This window comes from Rhodococcus parequi (assembly GCF_046042785.1).
Classification (GTDB): domain Bacteria; phylum Actinomycetota; class Actinomycetes; order Mycobacteriales; family Mycobacteriaceae; genus Prescottella; species Prescottella parequi.
This window is the reverse complement of record NZ_JBDLNV010000001.1, coordinates 273,068-293,661: the sequence shown is the minus strand read 5'-3', so window position 1 is coordinate 293,661 and position 20,594 is coordinate 273,068. Positions and strand designations below refer to the sequence as shown.

Annotated in this window: 18 protein-coding genes; 5 read left to right on the top strand and 13 right to left on the bottom strand. The window is 70.9% G+C overall.

The window, feature by feature from the left end; genetic code table 11:
- Window positions 1-68: 68 nt before the first annotated feature.
- The 3 genes from ABEU20_RS01330 to ABEU20_RS01320 all read left to right on the top strand — a co-directional run bounded on the left by ABEU20_RS01330 (window position 69) and on the right by ABEU20_RS01320 (window position 5,461).
- Window positions 69-3,500 carry a BTAD domain-containing putative transcriptional regulator gene (locus tag ABEU20_RS01330; protein ID WP_420162597.1) on the top strand — a complete coding sequence of 1,144 codons (3,432 nt, stop codon included), beginning with the start codon at window positions 69-71 and terminating at the stop codon, window positions 3,498-3,500.
- 118 nt (window positions 3,501-3,618) lie between these two features.
- Complete coding sequence (locus ABEU20_RS01325) at window positions 3,619-5,001, top strand: FAD-binding oxidoreductase (protein ID WP_420162596.1); 1,383 nt, start codon at window positions 3,619-3,621, stop codon at window positions 4,999-5,001.
- An 82-nt stretch (window positions 5,002-5,083) separates the two neighbouring features.
- Entirely contained in the window at window positions 5,084-5,461 is a 378-nt protein-coding gene (locus ABEU20_RS01320) for a VOC family protein (protein ID WP_420162595.1), read from the top strand.
- Window positions 5,462-5,464: 3 nt separating this feature from the next.
- Here the strand turns inward: ABEU20_RS01320 and ABEU20_RS01315 are convergent, their stop codons facing one another.
- From ABEU20_RS01315 to ABEU20_RS01305, 3 genes are all read right to left on the bottom strand, one after another.
- Entirely contained in the window at window positions 5,465-6,397 is a 933-nt protein-coding gene (locus ABEU20_RS01315; protein ID WP_420162594.1) for an NAD(P)H-dependent flavin oxidoreductase, read from the bottom strand.
- Between the two features lie 11 nt (window positions 6,398-6,408).
- On the bottom strand, window positions 6,409-8,355 hold the full coding sequence (gene lepA, locus ABEU20_RS01310) for a translation elongation factor 4 (protein WP_420162593.1): 1,947 nt from the start codon (window positions 8,353-8,355) through the stop codon (window positions 6,409-6,411).
- 200 nt (window positions 8,356-8,555) lie between these two features.
- Window positions 8,556-9,032: a hypothetical protein gene (locus ABEU20_RS01305; protein ID WP_420162592.1), complete on the bottom strand. Its 477-nt coding sequence runs from the start codon at window positions 9,030-9,032 to the stop codon at window positions 8,556-8,558.
- Between the two features lie 136 nt (window positions 9,033-9,168).
- Between ABEU20_RS01305 and ABEU20_RS01300 the strand changes: the two genes are divergently transcribed.
- Window positions 9,169-9,720 carry a type II toxin-antitoxin system PemK/MazF family toxin gene (locus ABEU20_RS01300; RefSeq protein ID WP_420162591.1) on the top strand — a complete coding sequence of 184 codons (552 nt, stop codon included), beginning with the start codon at window positions 9,169-9,171 and terminating at the stop codon, window positions 9,718-9,720.
- A 61-nt stretch (window positions 9,721-9,781) separates the two neighbouring features.
- Here ABEU20_RS01300 and ABEU20_RS01295 read toward each other — a convergent pair whose 3' ends face one another.
- Window positions 9,782-10,552 carry an aquaporin gene (locus ABEU20_RS01295; RefSeq protein WP_420162590.1) on the bottom strand — a complete coding sequence of 257 codons (771 nt, stop codon included), beginning with the start codon at window positions 10,550-10,552 and terminating at the stop codon, window positions 9,782-9,784.
- Window positions 10,553-10,880: 328 nt separating this feature from the next.
- Here ABEU20_RS01295 and rpsT point away from each other — a divergent pair, with 328 nt between their 5' ends.
- The gene (rpsT, locus tag ABEU20_RS01290; RefSeq protein WP_225020114.1) at window positions 10,881-11,141 is read left to right on the top strand and encodes a 30S ribosomal protein S20; all 261 of its coding nucleotides are present in this window, start codon (window positions 10,881-10,883) and stop codon (window positions 11,139-11,141) included.
- 135 nt (window positions 11,142-11,276) lie between these two features.
- Here rpsT and holA read toward each other — a convergent pair whose 3' ends face one another.
- The 9 genes from holA to ABEU20_RS01245 all read right to left on the bottom strand — a co-directional run bounded on the left by holA (window position 11,277) and on the right by ABEU20_RS01245 (window position 20,593).
- Entirely contained in the window at window positions 11,277-12,254 is a 978-nt protein-coding gene (gene holA / locus ABEU20_RS01285) for a DNA polymerase III subunit delta (protein ID WP_420162589.1), read from the bottom strand.
- Window positions 12,251-14,629 carry a ComEC/Rec2 family competence protein gene (locus ABEU20_RS01280; protein WP_420162588.1) on the bottom strand — a complete coding sequence of 793 codons (2,379 nt, stop codon included), beginning with the start codon at window positions 14,627-14,629 and terminating at the stop codon, window positions 12,251-12,253. The genes holA and ABEU20_RS01280 overlap by 4 nt, the downstream gene beginning before the upstream one ends.
- Window positions 14,626-15,537 (bottom strand): helix-hairpin-helix domain-containing protein, encoded by a 912-nt coding sequence (locus tag ABEU20_RS01275; RefSeq protein ID WP_420162587.1) that lies wholly within the window; start codon window positions 15,535-15,537, stop codon window positions 14,626-14,628. Before ABEU20_RS01275 ends, ABEU20_RS01280 begins: the two co-directional genes overlap by 4 nt.
- A gap of 69 nt (window positions 15,538-15,606) precedes the next feature.
- The gene (locus ABEU20_RS01270; protein WP_420162586.1) at window positions 15,607-16,485 is read right to left on the bottom strand and encodes a DegV family protein; all 879 of its coding nucleotides are present in this window, start codon (window positions 16,483-16,485) and stop codon (window positions 15,607-15,609) included.
- 4 nt (window positions 16,486-16,489) lie between these two features.
- Window positions 16,490-17,245 (bottom strand): diglucosylglycerate octanoyltransferase, encoded by a 756-nt coding sequence (octT, locus tag ABEU20_RS01265; RefSeq protein ID WP_420163117.1) that lies wholly within the window; start codon window positions 17,243-17,245, stop codon window positions 16,490-16,492.
- A gap of 40 nt (window positions 17,246-17,285) precedes the next feature.
- Complete coding sequence (locus tag ABEU20_RS01260; RefSeq protein WP_420162585.1) at window positions 17,286-17,951, bottom strand: histidine phosphatase family protein; 666 nt, start codon at window positions 17,949-17,951, stop codon at window positions 17,286-17,288.
- Window positions 17,948-18,367 carry a ribosome silencing factor gene (rsfS, locus tag ABEU20_RS01255; RefSeq protein ID WP_420162584.1) on the bottom strand — a complete coding sequence of 140 codons (420 nt, stop codon included), beginning with the start codon at window positions 18,365-18,367 and terminating at the stop codon, window positions 17,948-17,950. Before rsfS ends, ABEU20_RS01260 begins: the two co-directional genes overlap by 4 nt.
- The gene (nadD, locus tag ABEU20_RS01250) at window positions 18,368-19,108 is read right to left on the bottom strand and encodes a nicotinate-nucleotide adenylyltransferase (protein ID WP_420162583.1); all 741 of its coding nucleotides are present in this window, start codon (window positions 19,106-19,108) and stop codon (window positions 18,368-18,370) included.
- 36 nt (window positions 19,109-19,144) lie between these two features.
- Window positions 19,145-20,593 carry a vWA domain-containing protein gene (locus ABEU20_RS01245; protein WP_420162582.1) on the bottom strand — a complete coding sequence of 483 codons (1,449 nt, stop codon included), beginning with the start codon at window positions 20,591-20,593 and terminating at the stop codon, window positions 19,145-19,147.
- Window position 20,594: the final 1 nt, after the last annotated feature.

The window sequence follows — 20,594 nt, the reverse complement described above, 5'->3', positions numbered from 1 at the left end:
CCCCGCCCGCAGATACCTACACTCGACCCGTTCGGACGTGGGCGTCGGCAGGTGCGAGGAGTGCACGCATGATCTATCGGCTGCTCGGACCGCTCGAGGTGGCCGGATCCGACGACGGCCGACCGCTCCTCGACCTGGGTCCGCGGAAACAGCGCGCGGTCCTGGCGGTTCTGCTCCTGGCTCGCGGCCGGGTGGTGTCGACGGCCCGGCTGATCGACGCCCTCTGGGGAGACGACGCCCCCGCCAGCGCCCTGGCGAGCCTCCAGGCCTATGTCTCCAACCTGCGCCGGGTGCTGCGCAGCGGGCCCGGCGCCACGTCACCGATCGTGCGGCAACCGCCGGGATACGTCCTCGACGTCTCGTCCGACGAGGTCGACCTGATCACGTTCCTGGACGACGCCGAAGTCGCGCGGTGCCTCACCGAGAAACACGAGTGGGAGCCTGCCCTGAAGACGGCGGACCGCGCGCTGGCCTCGGTGCGCGGGCCGCTGCTCGAGGACCTCGGTGACCAGCCGTGGATTCGGTTGGAGGCCGCCGGTTTCGACGAGGTCCGGACCGCCTGCCGGGAGACCCGGATCACCGCACTGCTCGCACTGGGGCGGATCTCCCCGGCGCTGGTCGAGGCCGCCCAACTCAGCAGCGAATTCCCGTACCGGGACCGAACCTGCTGGCTCCGGATGCTCGCGTTGCACCGCGCCGGCAGGTCGTCCGAGGCGTTGGAGCAGTTCCAGGCGCACACCGTCCGGCTCGACACCGAACTGGGCCTCGTCCCCGGCGCGGAACTGCAGGATCTGCAGGGCGCGATCCTCCGGCACGACGCCGGTCTCGCCGCATGGCCGCGTACGCCCGGATGGACGGGGGCCGAACAGGTTCCGCTTCCTGCCACCCCGTCCACGGCTTCGCATCCCACCGACATCGACACCGGTCCGCAGGATCCGGCCGCCGCGGGCCGGCCTGCCCGCCTGTTCGTCGGGCGCGGCAACGAGACGGCAGCGATCGAGCGCATGCTCGACGACGTCCTCGCGGGCTCCACGCGATGGCTCGCCCTCACCGGGCCGGCCGGGATCGGCAAGACCCGCGTGGCGGAGGAGTGTGCGGCGCGGACGACCGCGGTGGGCGGAAAGCCGGTGTGGGCGCGGTGCCCGGAGGACGACGGGACACCGGCCTGGTGGCCGATCCGCCGACTGGTGCGCGAACTCGGCGGCGACGCCGACGCGGTGCTGATTCCCCCGACCGACGTCGATCCCGACGAGGCCCGGTTCGCGGTGTACGAGCGGGTCCGGGACGCGATCGAGACGGCGGCCGCGGAGACGCCGGTACTGACGGTCGTCGTCGACGACATCCAGTGGGCCGACCCGACGTCGTTGCGATGTCTGGCGTACCTGGCAGGGGCGCTGCGAGAGCGGCCGGTGTGGTTCGTGCTGACCCTGCGCGACACCGGGTCCGGAACGGTGGTCGGCACGCTCGTCGACGCCGTGCTCCGTGGCGACGGCAATCGCCACGTCGTGGTCCCGCCGCTGGCGTCGGACGAGGTCGCGGACCTGGCTTGCCACGTCTGCGGTGAGCAACTCGAACCGGCCGAGGTCCGACTCCTCTCGGATCGGACCGGCGGCAACCCGCTGTTCGTCTCCGAGTACGCGCGGCTGCCCCGCGACGAACGCCTCGGCGACGGCATCCCTCTGGCAGTGCGGTCGGTCCTGGGCCGTCGGCTCACTGCGGTGGACCAGGATGTGCTGCAGGTGCTCCGCGTCGCGGCCGTCCTCGGTGACGCGATCGAGGTCGACCTCCTGGCGGCGGCGACCGGCCTCGACGTCGACACGCTCGCCGATCGTCTCGATGCCGCAGCCGACGAGCGCATCCTCGTCGCCGCGCCCGACTCCGGCGGTTACGTCTTCGCGCACGGGCTGCTGCGACACGAGGTGCTCCAGGCCATACCGCCGGTGCGCCGTCAGCGCGTGCACGCGCGTGTCGCCGATATCCTCACCGACTCCGCCGACACCGACCGTGCGAGCCGGCGCGCCCACCATCTGTGTGCCGCACTGCCCCTCGTCGACCCTCGGGTCGCGCTCGACGCCTGCATCCTCGCGGCCCGGGAGGCGACGGAGCGGTGGAGCTCGGAGACCGCGGCGCACTGGTGGGAGGTCGCCGTCGAGACGTTCGATCTGCTGCCGGCCTCGGCGCGCTCGTCCGACGACCGGGACGACCTGGTGGTGGCCCGGGTGGAAGCGCTGGCCCGCGCCGGCCGCGGGCAGACCGTTCTCGACGTCGTCGACGCCGGTCTGCTCGACGCCGTCCGCGAGGGACGCACGTCAGGTGCGGGGAGGTTGGCGGCGGCGCTGCTGCGGGCCGCGGGCGCGTGGCCGTGGGTGTCGTACGGCCGGGATCCCGGACCGCTGCTCGAGCGCCTCGAAGCACTCGAGCCGTTCGTGGCGTCCGACCCCGTCGCGCACGCCCGAGTTCTCGCCGCACTCGCCGTCGGGTCGTGCTACCACCCCGACTCCGCGGTACCCGACGACATGAGCCGCCGGGCCGTCGAACTCGCCCGCGCAGAGGGTGATCCGGACGTGATCGCCGACGCGCTGCTGGCCCGTCTCCTGCTGTTCTCCGGAGTGGCGCGCCGCAGCCGGGAGTCGCTCGACCTGGCGGCCGAGCTGTTGCGGCTGCCCCACAAGCAGTCGCGGGTCGACGACGTCATCGTGCACGCCGTCGCCAGCATGACCCAGATGAACCTTGCCGACACCGCGTCCGCCACCGCGCACGTGCGGCGGGGAATCGTCGGCTGCGACCTGCTGCGGTTACCGGTGCTGCGCGTCCAACTCCGCTGGATGGAGGGCACGCTCGCCGAGTGGCGCGGCGACCTCCGACAGGCCGCGCACCACTACGCCACGGCGGCGCAGATCCATCTCCAGACCGAGTTGTACACCGCGGGCAGCGCCGACCTCGCGCAGAACACCGTCAAGTGGGAGCAGGGTGTGCTGGCCGACAGCACACCGGGGTTCGTCGAGCCGCGGGCATGGACCATCGCGATCGCTGCGGCGCGGGGTGAACGACAGGCGGTGATCGACGGCCTCGAGCGCTGGATGGCCGATCCGGGTCCGGACGTATGGACCACTCTCGGACACCACACGCTGCTCGCGCACGTGATCGCCGACCTGGCGCTCGTGGAGTACGCCGCACCCTTCGGTGACCTACTGGCCCCGTTCACGGACCGCATCGCCACCGTGGGGCAGGTCGGGGTCGTCGGTACCGTCGCCGAGGCGTCCGCGCGTCTGCACGCGTTGCTCGGTCGCGCCGACCGGGCGATGGCCCTGCTGGACGAGGCCGAGCGGATCGCGACCCGGACGTCGGGAACACCGACGCTGCTGCGCTGCAGATTGTTCCGCGCGCAGCTCGCCCCCGCCTCCGCCGCACGCGGTAGCGAGCTCGCGGCCGTCGCGGACGAGGCCGAGCGCCGCGGCATGCACGGGCTCGCGGCACAGGCACGGTCCCTGCTCGGCTGATCCGGCCGTCGGCTTGGCGGATTCTTGGATCGGCCGTCGGGCCGGTACAAGAACCGCCCAAGCGGGCTCGACCATCGTTTCGTCCACGCCGCGAAGGCGCCGACGAAAGGAAGTTTCGATGGAGCTCCAGACCCCGACAATCGACGCGGCGATCGAGTCGTTGCGGCCACGTCTCACCGGCTCGGTCGCCGTGCCGGGCGAACCCGGATACGAGTTGGCGACGCCGTGGAACCTCTCGATTCCGGTGACGCCGCGGGCCGTGGTTGCCGTCGCGGACGCGGACGACGTCGCGGTGACCGTGCGGTTCGCCGCCGAGCACGGCCTCCGGGTCGCGGTGCAGCGCACCGGCCACGGCGCCGTCCCCCTGGACGGGGACGTGCTGCTGGTGCACACCGCGCGGCTGAACGAGTGTGTCGTCGACCCGGACTCCCGCACCGCGCGCGTCGAGTCCGGCGCGATCTGGCAGGACGTCCTGGCCGCGGCCGCCCCGCACGGCCTGGCCCCGCTGGCCGGCTCGTCCGCGACGGTCGGAGTGGCCGGCTTCCTCACCGGGGCGGGTATCGGCCCGCTGGTGCGGACCTACGGGCTGTCCTCCGACCACGTGCGATCGTTCGACATCGTCACCGGGGACGGCGAGCGGCTGCACGTCACCCCCCACCAGCACGCCGAGCTGTTCTGGGGTCTGCGCGGCGGCAAGGCGACACTCGGGATCGTGACGGCGGTGGAGATCGAGCTGCTGCCGATCAGCCGGATCCACGGCGGCGCCCTCTACTTCGACGGCGCGGATGCGGCCGCCGTGGCCCACGCGTGGCTCGACTGGTGCCAGGACCTGCCCGAGCACAGCTCGACCTCGATCGCGTTCCTGCAGTTGCCGCCGCTGCCACAGGTCCCGCCGCCGCTGGCGGGCCGGCTGACGATCGCGGTCCGATTCGCCAGTGTCGCAGACACTTCCGAGGCCGAGTCGCTGATCGCGCGCTTGCGCGCCGTGGCGACCCCGCTGATCGATGCCGTCGGCCCGATGCCGTACGCGGCGCTGTCGGCGATCCACGCCGATCCGGTCGACCCGATGCCGACGCACGAACTCAGCGCGCTCACCGGCGCCCTGACGCACGAGGCCATCGACGCGTTGCTCGCGATCGCCGGACCCGGCTCCGGGTCGCCGCAGACGGTGATCGAGCTCCGCTTGCTCGGCGGCGCGCTGGCCCGCGAACCGCGGCACCGCAGCGCCTTCTGCCATCGCGACGCCGCGTTCGGGCTGATGGTCGCAGGAGTGTCCGCCCCGCCCCTCGCCCGGCCGGTCGCCGAGCACGCGCACGCCGTCGTGCGGGCGCTGGCCCCGTGGACCACCGGGGGCGCCCACCCGAACTTCTCCGCCAGCACCGATCCGGCGCGGATCGCCCGGTGCTACGACGAGGACACCCGGCACTGGCTCGGCGCGCTGGCCGACCGGCACGATCCGCGCGGCGTCCTGCGCGTCGGTCAGGTGGTTCGCACCCCGTAGTGACCGCGGGGACGGGACGATCCGATCCGTCCCGTCCGTCGTACCGGCCCCCGAGGCGCACGCGCTGTGCCAGGATCGACGGATGCTGGATCATCTGGGAATTCAATGCGCCCACATCGAGACCGCAGCCGCGTTCTATGATGCCGTGCTCGCTCCGCTCGGCGGAAAACGGCTCGTGGAGCCCGCCCCCGGCGTCATCGGATACGGAGTGCCACCGCACCCGGACTTCTGGATCAGCCCGCTGGTACCCGCCGACGCGGGCTTCCGCGAGAACCACGTCGCATTCGTCGCCGACACGCGCGCCGCGGTCGACGCCTTCTTCGCCGCCGCCGTCGAGATGGGCGCCGAGGTGCTGCACCAACCACGCGAATGGCCGGAGTACCACCCCGGCTACTACGGCGCGTTCGTGCGCGATCCCGACGGCAACAACGTCGAAGCGGTCTGCCACCGCCCCGAGTGAGCGTCAGAAGGTGCGGTGCAAGAGGCGTTCGGCGTCGGCGGCGATGGTACGGACGACCTCGCCGGCCGGACGCTCCGACGTGACGAGACCCGCCACCTCACCCGCGTAGACCACACCCTGGTCGGCATCGGCGGAATCATAGGCGGCGGAGAGCGTTTCGTTGTCGGCACCCTGCCCGTGCCACGTGGCCGTGTAGTCGTTGGCGAGCGCCCGACCGCCCCACCGGGCCGGCCACGGCTGGTCGCGGGCCTGATCGAAGATCGACGTGTAGACGGTGTCGGCGCTGCCGGCCTCGATCAGCTTGCGCCGGGCATAGTCCGGGCCGATCGTCTCGGGGCTCGCGAGCAGTGCGGTCCCGATCATCGCGCCCTCCGCACCGGCGGCGATCACGGCCGCCAGCCCCCGGCCGGTGCCGATACCGCCGGCCGCGAGCACGGGCAGGCTCGTGGCGTCGAGCACTTCCTGCAGCAACGGCAGAGTGCCGATCCGTCCGGTGTGCCCGCCCGCCTCACCACCCTGCGCGATCACGAAGTCGACCCCGGCGCGCTCGACGACCCGCAGGTCCTCGAGCGTGTTCACCTGGGAGACGGCCAGTGCTCCCGCCGCATGGACCCGTTCGACGTACGGGGCCGGGTCGCCGAACGACAGCGACACCACGCGCGGCTTCTCGGCCAGCGCCGCGTCGAGGAGAGTGTCGTCGACGTCCAGGGACCACGTCATCAATCCGATCCCGAGCAGCCCGCCGCCGATCTCGCGCGCGATCTCGGACTCGGCTGCGATCCACTCGGGCGTCGCGTAGCGCGCAGCACCCAACAGACCCAGGCCGCCGGCCCGGGTGACCTCGCCGGCGAGCCGGCCGCCGGCGCGGCCACCCATCGGGGCGCCGAAGATCGGAACCTCCAGCCCGAGCTCACGGGTCAACCAGGTGCCGATCATCGCGTCCCCTCCTACTTGCCCTTGGGCTTGTCGGCGACCGACTCGTTCGACAGCGCCGCCACGAAGGCCTCCTGCGGGACCTCGACGCGACCGATGGTCTTCATCCGCTTCTTGCCCTCCTTCTGCTTCTCGAGCAGCTTGCGCTTACGGCTGATGTCGCCGCCGTAGCACTTGGCGAGCACGTCCTTGCGGATCGCGCGAATGTTCTCGCGCGCAATGATCTTCGAGCCGATCGCGGCCTGGATCGGCACCTCGAACTGCTGACGCGGGATCAGCTCGCGCAGCTTGGTGGTCATCTTGTTGCCGTAGGCGAACGCGGCGTCCTTGTGCACGATCGCGCTGAACGCGTCGACGGTCTCGCCCTGGAGCAGGATGTCCACCTTCACCAGTGCCGACTGCTGCTCACCGGACTCCTCGTAGTCGAGGCTCGCGTAGCCCTTGGTCCGCGATTTGAGGGCGTCGAAGAAGTCGAACATGATCTCGCCCATCGGCAGCGTGTACCGCAGCTCGACGCGGGTCTCCGAGAGATAGTCCATGCCGCCGAGCTCACCGCGTCGGGACTGGCACAGTTCCATGATCGCGCCGGTGTACTCGCTCGGCGCGATGACGGTGCACTTGGCCATCGGCTCGTACACCTCGCGCACCTTGCCCTCGGGCCAGTACGACGGGTTGGTGACCTCGTGCTCGGAGCCGTCCTCCATCGTCACGCGGTACACCACGTTCGGCGCGGTGGAGATGAGGTCCAGGCCGAACTCGCGCTCGAGCCGGTCCCGGGTGATCTCCATGTGCAGCAGGCCGAGGAAGCCGCAGCGGAAGCCGAAGCCGAGGGCCACCGAGGTTTCCGGCTCGTAGGCCAGCGCCGCGTCGTTGAGCCGGAGCTTGTCCAGCGCGTCGCGCAGCACCGGGTAGTCGGAACCGTCCATCGGGTACAGGCCGGAGTAGACCATCGGCTTGGGGTCGCGGTAACCGGTCAACGGCTCGGACGCGCCGTTGCGGAAGGTGGTGACCGTATCGCCGACCCGCGACTGCCGCACGTCCTTGACGCCGGTGATCAGGTAGCCGACCTCGCCGACGCCGAGGCCGGTGGTGGCCTTGGGTTCGGGCGAGATGATGCCGACCTCGAGCAGTTCGTGCGTGGTACCGGTCGACATCATCGTGATCTTCTCGCGGGGACGGATCTTGCCGTCCACCACGCGCACGTAGGTGACGACGCCGCGGTAGGCGTCGTACACCGAGTCGAAGATCATCGCGCGTGCCGGGCCGTCCGCGTCGCCCACCGGGGCGGGCACCTGCTTGACGACCTCGTCGAGCAGTTCCTTCACTCCGACGCCGGTCTTGCCGGACACCCGCAGCACGTCCTCCGGCTCGCAGCCGACGATGTGCGCGATCTCGGCGGCGTACCGCTCGGGATCCGCGGCGGGCAGGTCGATCTTGTTGAGCACCGGGATGATGGTGAGGTCCTTCTCCATCGCCAGGTACAGGTTGGCCAGCGTCTGCGCCTCGATGCCCTGGGCGGCGTCGACGAGCAGCACCGCGCCCTCGCAGGCCTCGAGCGCGCGGGAGACCTCGTAGGTGAAGTCGACGTGGCCGGGCGTGTCGATCAGGTGCAGGACGATCTCTTCGGTCGTGCCGTCCTCGTTCTCGACCGTCCACGGCAGCCGCACGTTCTGTGCCTTGATGGTGATGCCGCGCTCGCGCTCGATGTCCATGCGGTCGAGGTACTGCGCGCGCATGGCGCGTTCCTCGACGACGCCGGTGAGCTGCAGCATCCGGTCCGCGAGCGTCGACTTGCCGTGATCGATGTGCGCGATGATGCAGAAGTTCCGGATCTTCGACGGATCCGTGAACGTCTTCTCCGCAAAGTTGCTGCTCAAGCCCAATTCCCTCGTCTCACTCGCGCACCGACATCGACCCGGTCCGGTCGCCCGTCCCGCACTGGTCCCGCACCAGGATCGCATCGACCGCGCCCCGTGCCCTCCCATCATCCCTTGACCATGGGTGGCCGTACACATCGAGGGTCACGGCGGGCGACTCGGGCGCGGGGTACCGAGCCGTCGCCGGGGCCGGCAGGGCCGCGAGGATCGACGACGATGCGGCGTGTCGGTCGTACCGCCAGTCGGTTTCAGCCGAGGGATCTGGCGCTTCTCGTGTCGGCTCGTCAGGAGCCGAGGGAACCCGCGCCCAGTGATCCGAAGTCGAGCGAACCGCCCGATGATGCGGCATCGACAGAACCCGACGCGCCCGCTCGACTCCACCCTCGGCAGCCGGCGGTCATGAACGCGTCGTCTCCCTGCTCGATCGTGACGGTGACCGGGTCGAACGAGTTTCCACCTTCGATGGTGACGGTGCCGCCACCCGGCAACTGGTCGATGCGGGACCAGATGCAGGGAATCAGGCTTCCGGGCCAGGCACCGGCCGTCGTGTAGGTCCCCGGCTGAACGTCGACGCCGACCTGGTAGAGGCCGTCCGTCAAGATCCTGGCCTGACTCACGCCCACAGATCCGGCCGAACCGGTGTCGGCGGCGGATGCCACCCCCGCGCCGCCGGCAGCCATCGCGACGGAGGCCAGCGCCGCGACCACACCCGCAACCCGCCTCGTCGGTCTGTGCCCGGGCCGGTCCGATCGATCGAGCATGTTGACACCTTCCCCGAGTAGTCTCGCGCGGGCTGCGCGTCCGGGGGAGGGTAGCCCGTAGCCGACCCCGTGGCGGCCGAAACGACGCGGGAAGTTGCCACCAGCGCCGGCCGCCCCGCTACTAAGCTCGGCTGTCATGGCGAGCACGTGGGGCAGCATCGGCAAGAAGCTAGGCGACTTCGCCGTCGCGCGGGGCCCGAAGCTCCTGCGCCAGGTGCAGAACACCCCCGCGGTCAGACGCGCGACGGCAGCGCTGTCGGGCCCGCAGACCGGCACCCCGGGACGGCCGGTGTCGCGCCGGACAGCACCGACCGCACACCGCGCCCGCAGGGTCGAGTACTCCCCCGACCTCGACGGGCGCGCCGACCCGGGCGAGATCGTCTGGACGTGGGTGGCGTACGAGGAGGACCCCGGGCAGGGCAAGGACCGGCCCGTGCTCGTCGTCGGCCGGGATCGCAGCACCCTGCTCGGCCTCATGCTCTCGTCCAACAGCGACCGCGACGACGCGCCGAACTGGCTGGCACTCGGCACGGGCGCCTGGGACTCGGACAACCGACCCAGCTGGATCCGGCTCGACCGGGTACTCGACGTCCCGGAGGCCGGTATCCGCAGGGAGGGCGCTGTCCTCGACCGCGAGCGATTCGAGAAGGTGGCCGCCCGACTGCGCGCCGACTACAGCTGGCACTGATCCCTCTCACGAACACGAAAGAGCCCGGCACACATACGTGCCGGGCTCTTTTCCTGTCGTGTCAGTCGTTCAGTCGGTTGTACCGGCCGAACAGCGCACGGTAGATGACCGCGCCCAACGCACCGCCGATGAGCGGGAAGACGATGAACAGCCACACCTGTCCCATCGCGCCGGGCTGGTACGCCGCGACCGCGAAGCTGCGCGCCGGGTTGACGGACGTGTTGTCGATCGGGATCGAGATGAGGTGGATGACCGCCAGGGTGAAACCGATCGAGACGCCGGCGAGCGGGACGTCGGACAACTGGTCCGTCGACGCGAGTACGACGAACACCAACAGTGCGGTGAGGACGATCTCCACGGTCATCGCCGCCCCGATCCCGTAGCCGGGCTCGACGAGCTTGCCCAGCGGACCCGTCTGAGCCGAGGGGCTGTGGACGCCCCAACCGTTGGCGGCGAGACCGTCCTCCCGCCGGTTGTAGGTGGGCACGCTCTGCGCGATCGCGTACACCGCGAGGCCCGCGACGAGACCGCCGACGACCTGCGAGAGCACGTAGAAGCCGGCCCTCGCCGCAGTCACCCGTCCGAGGATGAAGTGACCCAGCGTCACTGCGGGGTTGACGTGGCAGCCCGAGATGGGGCCGATCGCGTAGACCAGGAACATCAACGTCAGACCGAACGCGAGCGCGATCCCGAGCTGTCCGACGGTTCCGCCGGAGAAGACCGCTGTGCCGATAGCGGCGAACACCAGCACGAAGGTTCCGACACCTTCGGCCAGATACTTCTTCAGATCGGAGATTTCTTCCTTCTCCGCAATTTCCTGTGCTGTCGACATTCACACCCTCACTTCCGGACCAAAGCGCCTGATGTTTTCCGACCGGACTTTACGTACAACCCGGTCTCCTTTCGGCGAATTCGGCCCGCGCCGAGTCCGAATCGGTATGCGCGAGAAAATGTTCCGCAGGACCCCGGAAGCAACCGCGGGCCGCCCGCCGGGCCCGCACCCCAGCGGAGGACTCCGAGAGGACGGACAGGTAAGCTTCGGTGAGCCCTGGACGGCCACCGGTTTGAGAACACCACACGGGTACTGGTAGTGTCGTCGGTCGGCACACTCGTGTGCCCAGAGCTTTTCGACAGAAACCAAAGACGACAGGATTTTACGCGTGGCCAACATCAAGTCCCAGGTGAAGCGGATCCGCACCAACGAGCGCAACCGACTCCGCAACCAGTCGGTCAAGTCCTCGCTGCGCACGGCGATCCGTTCCTTCCGCGAGGCCGCGGCAGCCGGTGACAAGGACAAGGCCAACGAGCTCCTCGTCGCCACCAGCCGCAAGCTCGACAAGGCAGCCGGCAGTGGCGTCATCCACGCCAACCAGGCAGCCAACAAGAAGTCGGCGCTCGCGAAGGTCGCCAACTCCATCTGACAAGTTTCTGACGGTTCCACCGTCGCAAGCTCTGTAGAAATAGCCCCCGATCATCGATCGGGGGCTATTTCTTGTTGTCGGACGGATCGAGGGGCGCGACCGAGCCGGGCGGTCCCGCCCGGCTCGCAACTCGGATCAGCGGCCGCCGTGAAGCGCGACGATACGCTGTACCGCCGCTTCGACCGCGTAGTCGGCGTCGGCCGCCTGCCCCTTGACCTCGGCGTTGAGCCGGGCGACGACCTGCAGCGCCTCACCGATCGACGCCGGATCCCAACCGCGCGCCTGCCCCTGGGCCTTCTTGATCTTCCACGGCGGCATGCCCAGATCGGATGCCATGCGGAACGGGTCGCCGCGACCGGCCGACCCGACCCGCGCGATGGTGTGCACCGCATCGGCCAGGGCGTCCGCGAGCAGGACGTGCGGGACACCACGGTGCATCGCCCAGCGCAACGCCTCCATCGCACCGCGCCGATCCCCCGCGACGGCCTTGTCCGCGACGTCGAACCCGGACACCTCGGCCTTGCCCGAGTAGTAGCGCTGAACGGCGGTCGCGTCGATCTTGCCGCCGGTGTCGGCCACCAACTGCGAGCAGGCCGCCGCGAGTTCACGCAGGTCGGAGCCGACGGACTCGACGACCAGTTCGATCACCTCCGGCGACACCCGCACGCCCGCGGTGCGGAACTCGCCGCGCACGAAGTCCACTCGCTCGTTCGGCTTGAGCTTGGCGCACTGGTGCACCGCGGCGCCGGACTTCTGCAGCACGCCGGCCATCGCCTTCGCACGACCGCCACCGGAGTGCAGGACGACCAGTACGACGCCCTCGGGAAGGTCTGCGGCGGCGTCCTGCACCAGTACGACCGCGTCCTTGCCGGCCTCCGCGGCCGCCTCGAGAACTACCACCCGGTCCTCCGCGAACAGCGAGGGGCTGAGCAACTCCGCGAGTTCGGGGGCGCTCGCGTCACCGGCGCGCAACCGCGAGATCGGGATGTCCTGTCCGGCCGGGCCGGCAGCGGCACGCACCGCCGCGATCACCGACGCGACCGCCCGCTCGACCAGGAACTCTTCGTCACCGAGGACGAGGTGGAGCGAATCGGGCCGCGTTGAGGTGCTCACCGCACGATGGTCCCACGAGAATGACCCACGACGGCAAGCGCCCCGGACCCCGAGCGCGCCACCGCGACGTCGCCGTCGAGATCGGTCCGCACGGTCACGACGCCGAGCGCCGCGAGCCGTTGCAGGATGCCGGGATTCGGGTGCCCGAAGGTGTTGTCGGCGCCCACACTCACCAATGCCACCCGCGGCCGAACCGCTTCGAGGAACTCGGGACTCGTCGTGCGGGACCCGTGGTGCGGGATCTTGAGCACGTCCGCACGCATCGGCACCCCCGATCGCAGCAGCGCGCGCTGACCGGCTTCCTCCACGTCGCCGGTCAGCAACACGCTGCCCACTGCGGTGTGCGCCATCAGCACGAGGGAAGCTTCGTTGGCGCCGTCCTCCGCGGCCTCGGGCGTCCGAGGTTCCGGCAACAGCGGCCCGACGACGGTCAGCCGCACCGAACCGACCGTCAGCTCGCGCCCGGCCGTCAGTCGCACCAGCGGGACACCGGCACGTTCCGCAGCGGACGACACGAAACGGAACCCGCCCTCCGGGAGGCTCGCCGGGCCCGTCGCAACCGCCCCGACCGATCGGCCGCGCAGCACCGCGTCGAGCCCCCCGTAGTGGTCCGCGTGCAGGTGCGTGACGATCACCAGGGCGATCTCGTCCACCCCGAGGCGTCGCAGGCACCGGTCCATCGGACCCGGCTCGGGCCCCGCGTCCACCACCACCGCCCGGCGCCCGCCGAGCGACAGCACCAGCCCGTCGCCCTGCCCGACGTCGCAGGCCACCAGCGCCCACCCCGCCGCCGGCCACCCGGGCTGATGGAATCGCGTCGGCACCCAGACGGCCGCCACACCGACGGCGATCGCCAGCAGCATCCGGCGCGACCACCGATGACGCGCCGCGAGGCACGCGATTCCGATCCCGATCGTGACGAGCACCGCACCGCCGAATCCGTCACGGACCGCGAGAACTCCGCCCGGCACCGCCGCCGCCCGGGCCGCAACCTCGAGCAGCCACCACAGAGGTGGCCCGGCGACGCGCACGACCACCGTGGCCGCGGGCAGCCACGCCACCGCCAGGACCGCGGCCACCGCCCCGATCACGGTGATCGGGGCAACCACGGGCGCCACGAGAACGTTCGCGGCGATCGAGACGACGCTGACCGTGCCCGACATCGCCGCCACCAGCGGAGCGGTGACCACGAACGCGGCGATCGCGACCGCACACATCTCGGCCAGCCAGCGCGGCCAGCCCCGTTCCCGCAGCCCGTCCACCAGCATCGGGGAGACGACCACCAGCCCGGCAGTCGCTGCCACCGACAGCGCGAATCCGAAATCGACTGCGAGCGAGGGCAACAGCGCCAGCAGGACGACAACGGACGCGGCGAGTGCCGGAATCGCCTGCTTGCGTCGACCGGTGACCAGCGCCAGCAGCGCGACGCAGCCCATCGCGGCAGCGCGGAGCACGCTCGGCGACGGCCGGGCGATGACGACGAACGCCACCAACGCGACCCCGGCCAGCAGTGCTCCGGTGCGGGGCCCCAACCCGAGGCCACGCACCACGAGCAGCACGACACCGAGAACGATGGAGACGTTCGCGCCGGAGACCGCCGTGAGATGCGTGAGCCCAGCGGCGGTGAAATCGTCCTTGGTCTCCTGGGCGAGCGCGGAGGTGTCGCCGACGACCAGTCCCGGCAATAGGCCCGCCTGCTCGGCCGGCAGGGCCGCTGCTGCGGCCGCCGCGAGTCGATCGCGGACCGTCCCCGCCCACCGCTGGATCGTCGACGGCCCCTCGACCTCCTCCGGCGGACCGGTCGCCCGTACGACGGCGACCGTGAGATCGTTGCGCTCGGGTTCGGACAGCCGCCCCCGCAGCGTCACCCGCTGCCCGGGCAGCAGACCTTCCCATTCTGTCCCCTCGGCGAACACCAGCACCGACCCACCCGCCCGGACCGCGCCGTCGCCCGTGCGGACCTCGCGCAGCGATGCGCGCACCATCAGCTGCCGTTCGCCACCGAAGCCCTTGCTGCGCAGAACCTTCGGATCGTCGTCGAGCTCGACGGTGAGCGTCGCCGAGGCACCGGTCGCCGTCATCGCGGCCAGCGGATGCGTCTCGACGGCGTGGGCGCGAACGGCGACGGCTGCGGCAAAGCCGGCACCGAGCAACGCCGCCGCGACGACCCCCACCCCGATGCCGATCACGACCGACGTGCCGTCGCGGCGACGTCGCCACACGAGCACGGCGAGCACGACTCCCGCCCCCACCGACACGACGGCCAGCACCGCGGCCCAGCGCCACCCCGCCAGCAGACCGACGAGCGTCGCACCCCAGCAGGCGGCGGCCGACGGGACCAGCCGCAGATCGAGCGGCTGGTCCCGCTCGGTCACAACGTCACCAGCTCGCGCAGCTTCGCCAGCCGCGCGGGCCCGATGCCGTCGACCTCACCCAGCTGCTCGACGTCGGTGAACTTGCCGTTGGTCTGCCGCCACGACACGATCGCGGCCGCGGTGACCGGCCCGACGCCGGGCAGCGCGTCGAGTTCCGCCTCGCCCGCGGCGTTCAGGTTCACCTTGCCGGCGGCCTTGGCGCCCTCCCCTGCCCCGGTCCCCGCCGCGCCGGGGCCGATACGTGCGCTGCCGACGGTGGTGGGTCCGCCGTCGGGAGGGACCGCCCCGACGAGGATCTGATCACCGTCGTCGACCCGTTCGGCCATGTTCAACCCCAGGACGTCCGCGCCGGGGCGTGGCCCACCGGCCGCGGCCAGCGCGTCGGCGACGCGGGAGCCGGGCGGAAGTCGAACCAGCCCGGCCTGATTCACGAGGCCCACCACACTCACGACGAGTTGCGCGTCCCCGCCCGGGTGCGCCGCGGCGGTCGGCGACGGCACGGAGGGCTCGACACCGGGGGCCTCGACACCGGAGGGCTCGACACCCGAGGTGTCCGACTCGCGCACCTCGACGACCGGCAGTGGCGGCACCGCCTGCGCGGTGGGTCGGTCCCGCCACACGGCCACCGCCGCGACACCTGCGGCACACAGACCCACCAGAACGAGGACCGCCGCACCCCGGCGACCGAGCGCCAGGCGCGAGCGTGGCGAGAAGGCCGCGGGCTCGTCCGCGTCCGCCGCCCCGCCGCGCTCGAACAGCCAACCCGGGGCCCGCTCGTCGGCCTCGTCGAACGCGGTCACATCGTCGTCGGGTCCGGCCGCGGTCCGCGGCGACACCGACGCCGCGGATGCCTTGGACGCCGACATCAGCCGGTGACGTACCGTCGCACGTTCCTGATCGATACCCATGCGGCCGACGCTAGAACCCGCGGCGGTCCGGGCCCCCGCGGAATCAGCCGTCCGAAAGAAACCTGTGGATCAGTGATCGGCTGTGGATGACCGCGTCGAATCGCCGCCCGATGCAGGTAGATCCGCCCCTCCCGGGCACACCACCACACCGACCGCACCCGGGCCGACGTGCGCTCCGAGGACCGCCCCGATCTCGGTGACGACGACCTCGCTCAGATCCGGAATCCGGTCCTTGAGCTGGGCCACGACGTCCTCGGCCCGCTCGGCCGCATGCGAATGGTGCACCGCGACCGCGGCGGGACCCGTCCCCGCCTGCTCGACGGCGGCGTCGACGAGTTTCGTGAGTGCCTTGCTCGACGTCCGGGTCTTCTCCCGCAGCACCAGTTTCCCGTCGACGATGTGCAGCACCGGCTTCATCGCGAGCGCGGTGCCGAGCAGGGCGGCCGCCGTTCCGATGCGGCCGCCGCGACGCAGGTGATCGAGGCGATCGACGACGATGAACGTCCGTCCCCGCGCGGCGACTTCCACGGCCCGCTGGTACACGACCTTGAGACCGCCGCCGGCGCGCGCCACCCGGGCCGCCGCCAGCGCCGGGAACCCGAGACCCATCCCCGTCGACTCCGAATCGACGATACGAACCTTCTCGCCGAGCTTCTGGGCGGCCTGACGGCCGGCCTCCCACGTGCCGGACAGCCCACGGGAGATGTGCACGGCCACCACGCCGTCGCCGCCGCTCTGTTCGAGCGCCTCGGCGTACGCGTCGGTGAGCTCACCCGGCGAGGCTCCCGACGTCGTCACGCTGGACAGGTCGTCCGGGACCGGGTCGATGCCGTCCCGTAGATCCCGTCCGCCGCTCAGCAGATGCAGCGGCACCACCCGGATGCCGAAGCGGTCGACCAGTTCGGGCGACAGGCAGGCCGACGAATCGGTCACGACGACGACGGGCACGGCGCTACTCCGCTCCGGATTCGGTGGACGGCACTGGGCGCCGGACGTTCTTGATCGCGTCGATCATCGCCGCCGCCACCTCCTCGTGAGCGTCCCAGCCCCAGTGGATTCCGTCGGGGTTGGCGCGGTCGGAGAAGACGTTGTCGCGCACGGCGGCCGCGAGATCGACCATCGGCACTGCCTTCTGCGACGACCACGCCTCGAGCGCCCGCACCGCGGGTTCCCGCCCGACGTGCACCCGACCGTACGCGTCACAGCGATGCACCGACGGGTACGTACCGATCACCGGCAGGTCCGGCCGGATCGCCGCGAGCGCGTCGCGGCAACTCTCGAGGTACTCGACCGACAGCTTCGGCGGCAGGGCCACCGGACGCCCGAGCTTCGACAGCCGCGGCTGCAGCCACTGATAGCCGGAGCGCACGACGCGCCGCAGCGCCGGCGGGCGGATGTATCGCAACTGCTCGCGCAGGGCCGTCGGCAGCGGCGACGGCAGCGAATCCATGCCGCCGACCGCGAACACCACCGCTCCGGCCTGCGGGACCGCCGCCCACACCCGCGGATCCTGCGTGATCGCCCACCACGCGTCGCGACTGGTCCAACCGATGCGCGCCACCAACTCCACGCGCCAGCCCAGTTCCTTCGCGACCAGGCTGGGCCAGATCCGCGGGTGATCCGCGGGCAGCCCGCCCTTGGGTCCGTAGTACGCGAGCGAGTCCGCGACCACGAGCAGGACCGGCGGCTCCGCCTCCGGCGCCGTCACGACGTCGCCGCCGTCAGGCGTCGAGACGACGGCGCCGCCGTCAGAGCACGTCGCCGGCCACGTTCGCCGACGCGTTCCACACATCCAACCGCCATACCGGTTCCGTACCCTCCCCGTGTCCGCTGAGCTGCACCCAGCTGGTGTTCCCGAGTCCTCCGAGCACCGGCCAACGATCCGCCGGAAGGTCGAGCAGACGCGCTGTCAGCGCGGCGATCAGACCACCGTGTGCAACGAGAACCAGGGGGTCCGTGCCCCAGCTCCCGTGGCGTTCGAGCAGTTCCTGCACCACCGGCAGACTGCGCGCAGCGACGTCGATCCGGCTCTCACCGGCGGGCGGCGCCCACTCGGCGTCGCTCCGCCACCGCGCCCGCGCGCCGGGCGAGATCTCGTCGACGTCGGTGTGGGTGAGCCCCTGCCACTCCCCGAGATGCGTCTCCCGCAGCCGATCGTCGGTCTCGACGGGCACCCCGATGTGGTCACCCAACGCGAGCGCGGTGTCGTGCGCGCGACGCAGATCCGACGAGACGATCGCGAACGGACGCGTGTCGGCAAGGGCCTGCGCCGCGGACTTCGCCTGCGCCCGGCCCAGATCGGACAGATCGGTGTCGAGCTGTCCCTGCATCCGGTTGGAGGCGTTGTACTCGGTCTGCCCGTGCCGCAGCAGGATCAGCCGCCTGACCGCTGGTCCGGCTGCGGCCGCCGTCACTGCTCCGACTCCCCCGCCTCGTCGGCCGGCTCGCCGTCGAGCGACAGGCTGCGGGGCTCGACGCCCTCGACGGGGATCTCCGGGCAGTCCTTCCACAGCCGGTCCAGCGCGTAGAAATTGCGCTCGTCGGTGTGCTGGATGTGCACGACGATGTCGACGAAGTCGATCAGGGCCCAACGGCCCTCGCGCGCGCCCTCGCGACGCACCGGCTTGTGCCCGGCCTCCCGCAGCTTGTCCTCGACGTTGTCGACGATCGCGTTGACCTGACGTTCGTTGGCAGCCGACGCGATCACGAAACAGTCCGTGATCACGAGCTGCTCCGAGACGTCGAGCACCACCACGTCCGAGGCCAACTTCTCGTCGGCCGCCAGTGCCGCGATTCGTGCCATCTCGATGGCGTCGTTCGATGCGCTCACTCAGTGTTCTCCCGGTTCTGCTTGTGCTGAAGATTGTGAAGGTTCGGCGGACGACTGTCGCGCCGGGACCGGCTCCGACATCGTGACCGCGCCGTCCAGCCGCTCCACCCCTTGCGGCCGGTACAGGTTTCGTTTGCTGATGTACTGCACCACTCCGTCCGGCACCAGGTACCAGACCGGCCGGTGCTCGCTCGCCCGCAGCCGGCATTCCGTCGAGGAGATCGCCAGCGCGGGGATCTCGATCAACGTCACCGCGTCCCGCGGCAACCGCTCGAGGTGGGACGAGAGGTGCTCGGTGTGCAGTTCGTAGCCCGGCCGCGAGACGCCCACGAACTTGGCCAGCGCGAACAGTTCCTCCCAGTCCTGCCACGACAGGATGCTCTCGAGCGCGTCCGCACCCGTGATGAAGTAGAGCTCCGAGTCGGGGTGCTGGGCCCGCAGATCCCGCAGCGTGTCCACCGTGTAGGTGATCTTGCCGCGGTCCACGTCGACGCGGCTCACCGAGAATCTCGGGTTCGACGCGGTCGCGATGACCGTCATCAGGTAACGGTCCTCGGCCGGACTGACGTCGCGATCGTCCTTCTGCCACGGCTGTCCCGTGGGCACGAAGATCACCTCGTCGAGAGCAAATCGATCCGCGACCTCACTCGCGGCCACGAGGTGACCGTGGTGGATCGGATCGAAGGTGCCACCCATCACGCCCAGGCGGCGCCGCGGGGTGATCACTGTCGGCTGCTGCACGAGGATCCAGCTTACGGGCTGCCGCGGCGCACCCGGTCACACAGGCAGCAAACCGGCGACCACCGCCGCCAACTGCTGCGCGGACCGGCACTCGTGCATGTCGATCACCTCGTTGTAGACGAGGGCCGCCGAGTCCCCGGTACCCCACTGACCCCGCGGTTCGGGATTGAGCCAGTGCGCATGCTTGGCGACCGACACCAGGCTCTCGAGCGCGGGCAGTCCCGGATCGCGGTAGTTGTTACGGCCGTCACCGAGCACGAGCAGTGAACTCCGCCCGGTGAGGGTGTGCGCGTACCGTTCGGCGAACACCCCGAGCGAATGCCCGTAGTCGGAGTGGCCGTCGTACGTGATCAGCTCGGCCTCCCGGATCATCCGCGACATCGACACTCCGAGATCGGCCCCGGTGTCGAAGAAGCGGGTCACCTCGTCGGTGGTGTCGATGAACGCGAACACTCGAACCCGGGAGAACTGCTCGCGCAGCGCGTGCACCAGCAGCAGCGTGAAGTGCGAGAAGCCGGCCACCGAACCCGAGACATCGCACAGCAACACCAGTTCCGGGCGGGCCGGGCGAGGTTTGCGCTGCACCAGGTCGATCGGCACCCCGCCCGTCGACATCGACTTGCGCAGCGTGCGCCGCAGGTCGATCGAGCCCGAGCGGGCCCGGCTGCGCCGCACGGCGAGGCGGCTCGCCAGGAGCCGTGCGAGCGGGGTGACGCTGCGCCGCAGCGCCACCAGCTCGGAGTCGGACGCCCGCAGGAAGTCCACCTCCTCGGCAAGTTTGGGCACCCCGTAGCTCGCGACGCGTTCCTTGCCGACCTGCTCCGCGGACCGGCGCCGGGTCTCCGACTCGACCATCTTGCGGAAATCCATGATGCGCTGCACCGCGGCCCGCTTGGCGACCTCGGACGCGTAGTTGCCGGCGGCCTTGTCCTCCTGCGGCTGGTTTCCCAGCAGCCCGGACAGGATCTTGTCGAGGAGGGTGTCCGGTGCGACGTTCCGCAGCGCCTGGTACGCCGAGAACGACGGTCCGTTCGTCGACTCGTACCTACCGATGTCCTCGACCATCTTCGCGACGAGCGCCTCGAGCTGCTCGAGTGCCTCCGGCGAGTCGTCGGCCAGCAGTTCGGCGAGCAGTTCCTGCAGCGCGTCGAAGTCGATCTCGCCGTCCGGGGTCCGGGGAATGGTCGGGGCGTCGTCCGCGCCCTGGCCGCGCAGGCCCACTCCGGCCGGGAACCACAGGTCGAACAGCGCGTCGAACGTGGCCCGATGGGTGGGGCGGCGCAGCAGCGAACACGCGAGTCCCTCGCGCAGCGCCTCCCGATCGAGCAGGTCCAGCACGGACATCACCCGACCGGCGTCGACCGTCTCCGACGGGCCGACGGAGATGCCGCGCCGTCGCAGCGCCTCGACGAAGTCGACGAGGTGACCGGGAATGCCGTGCGGGGCGGGTGGACCACCGCGACGGTTCGCGGGCGAGGTGACCATC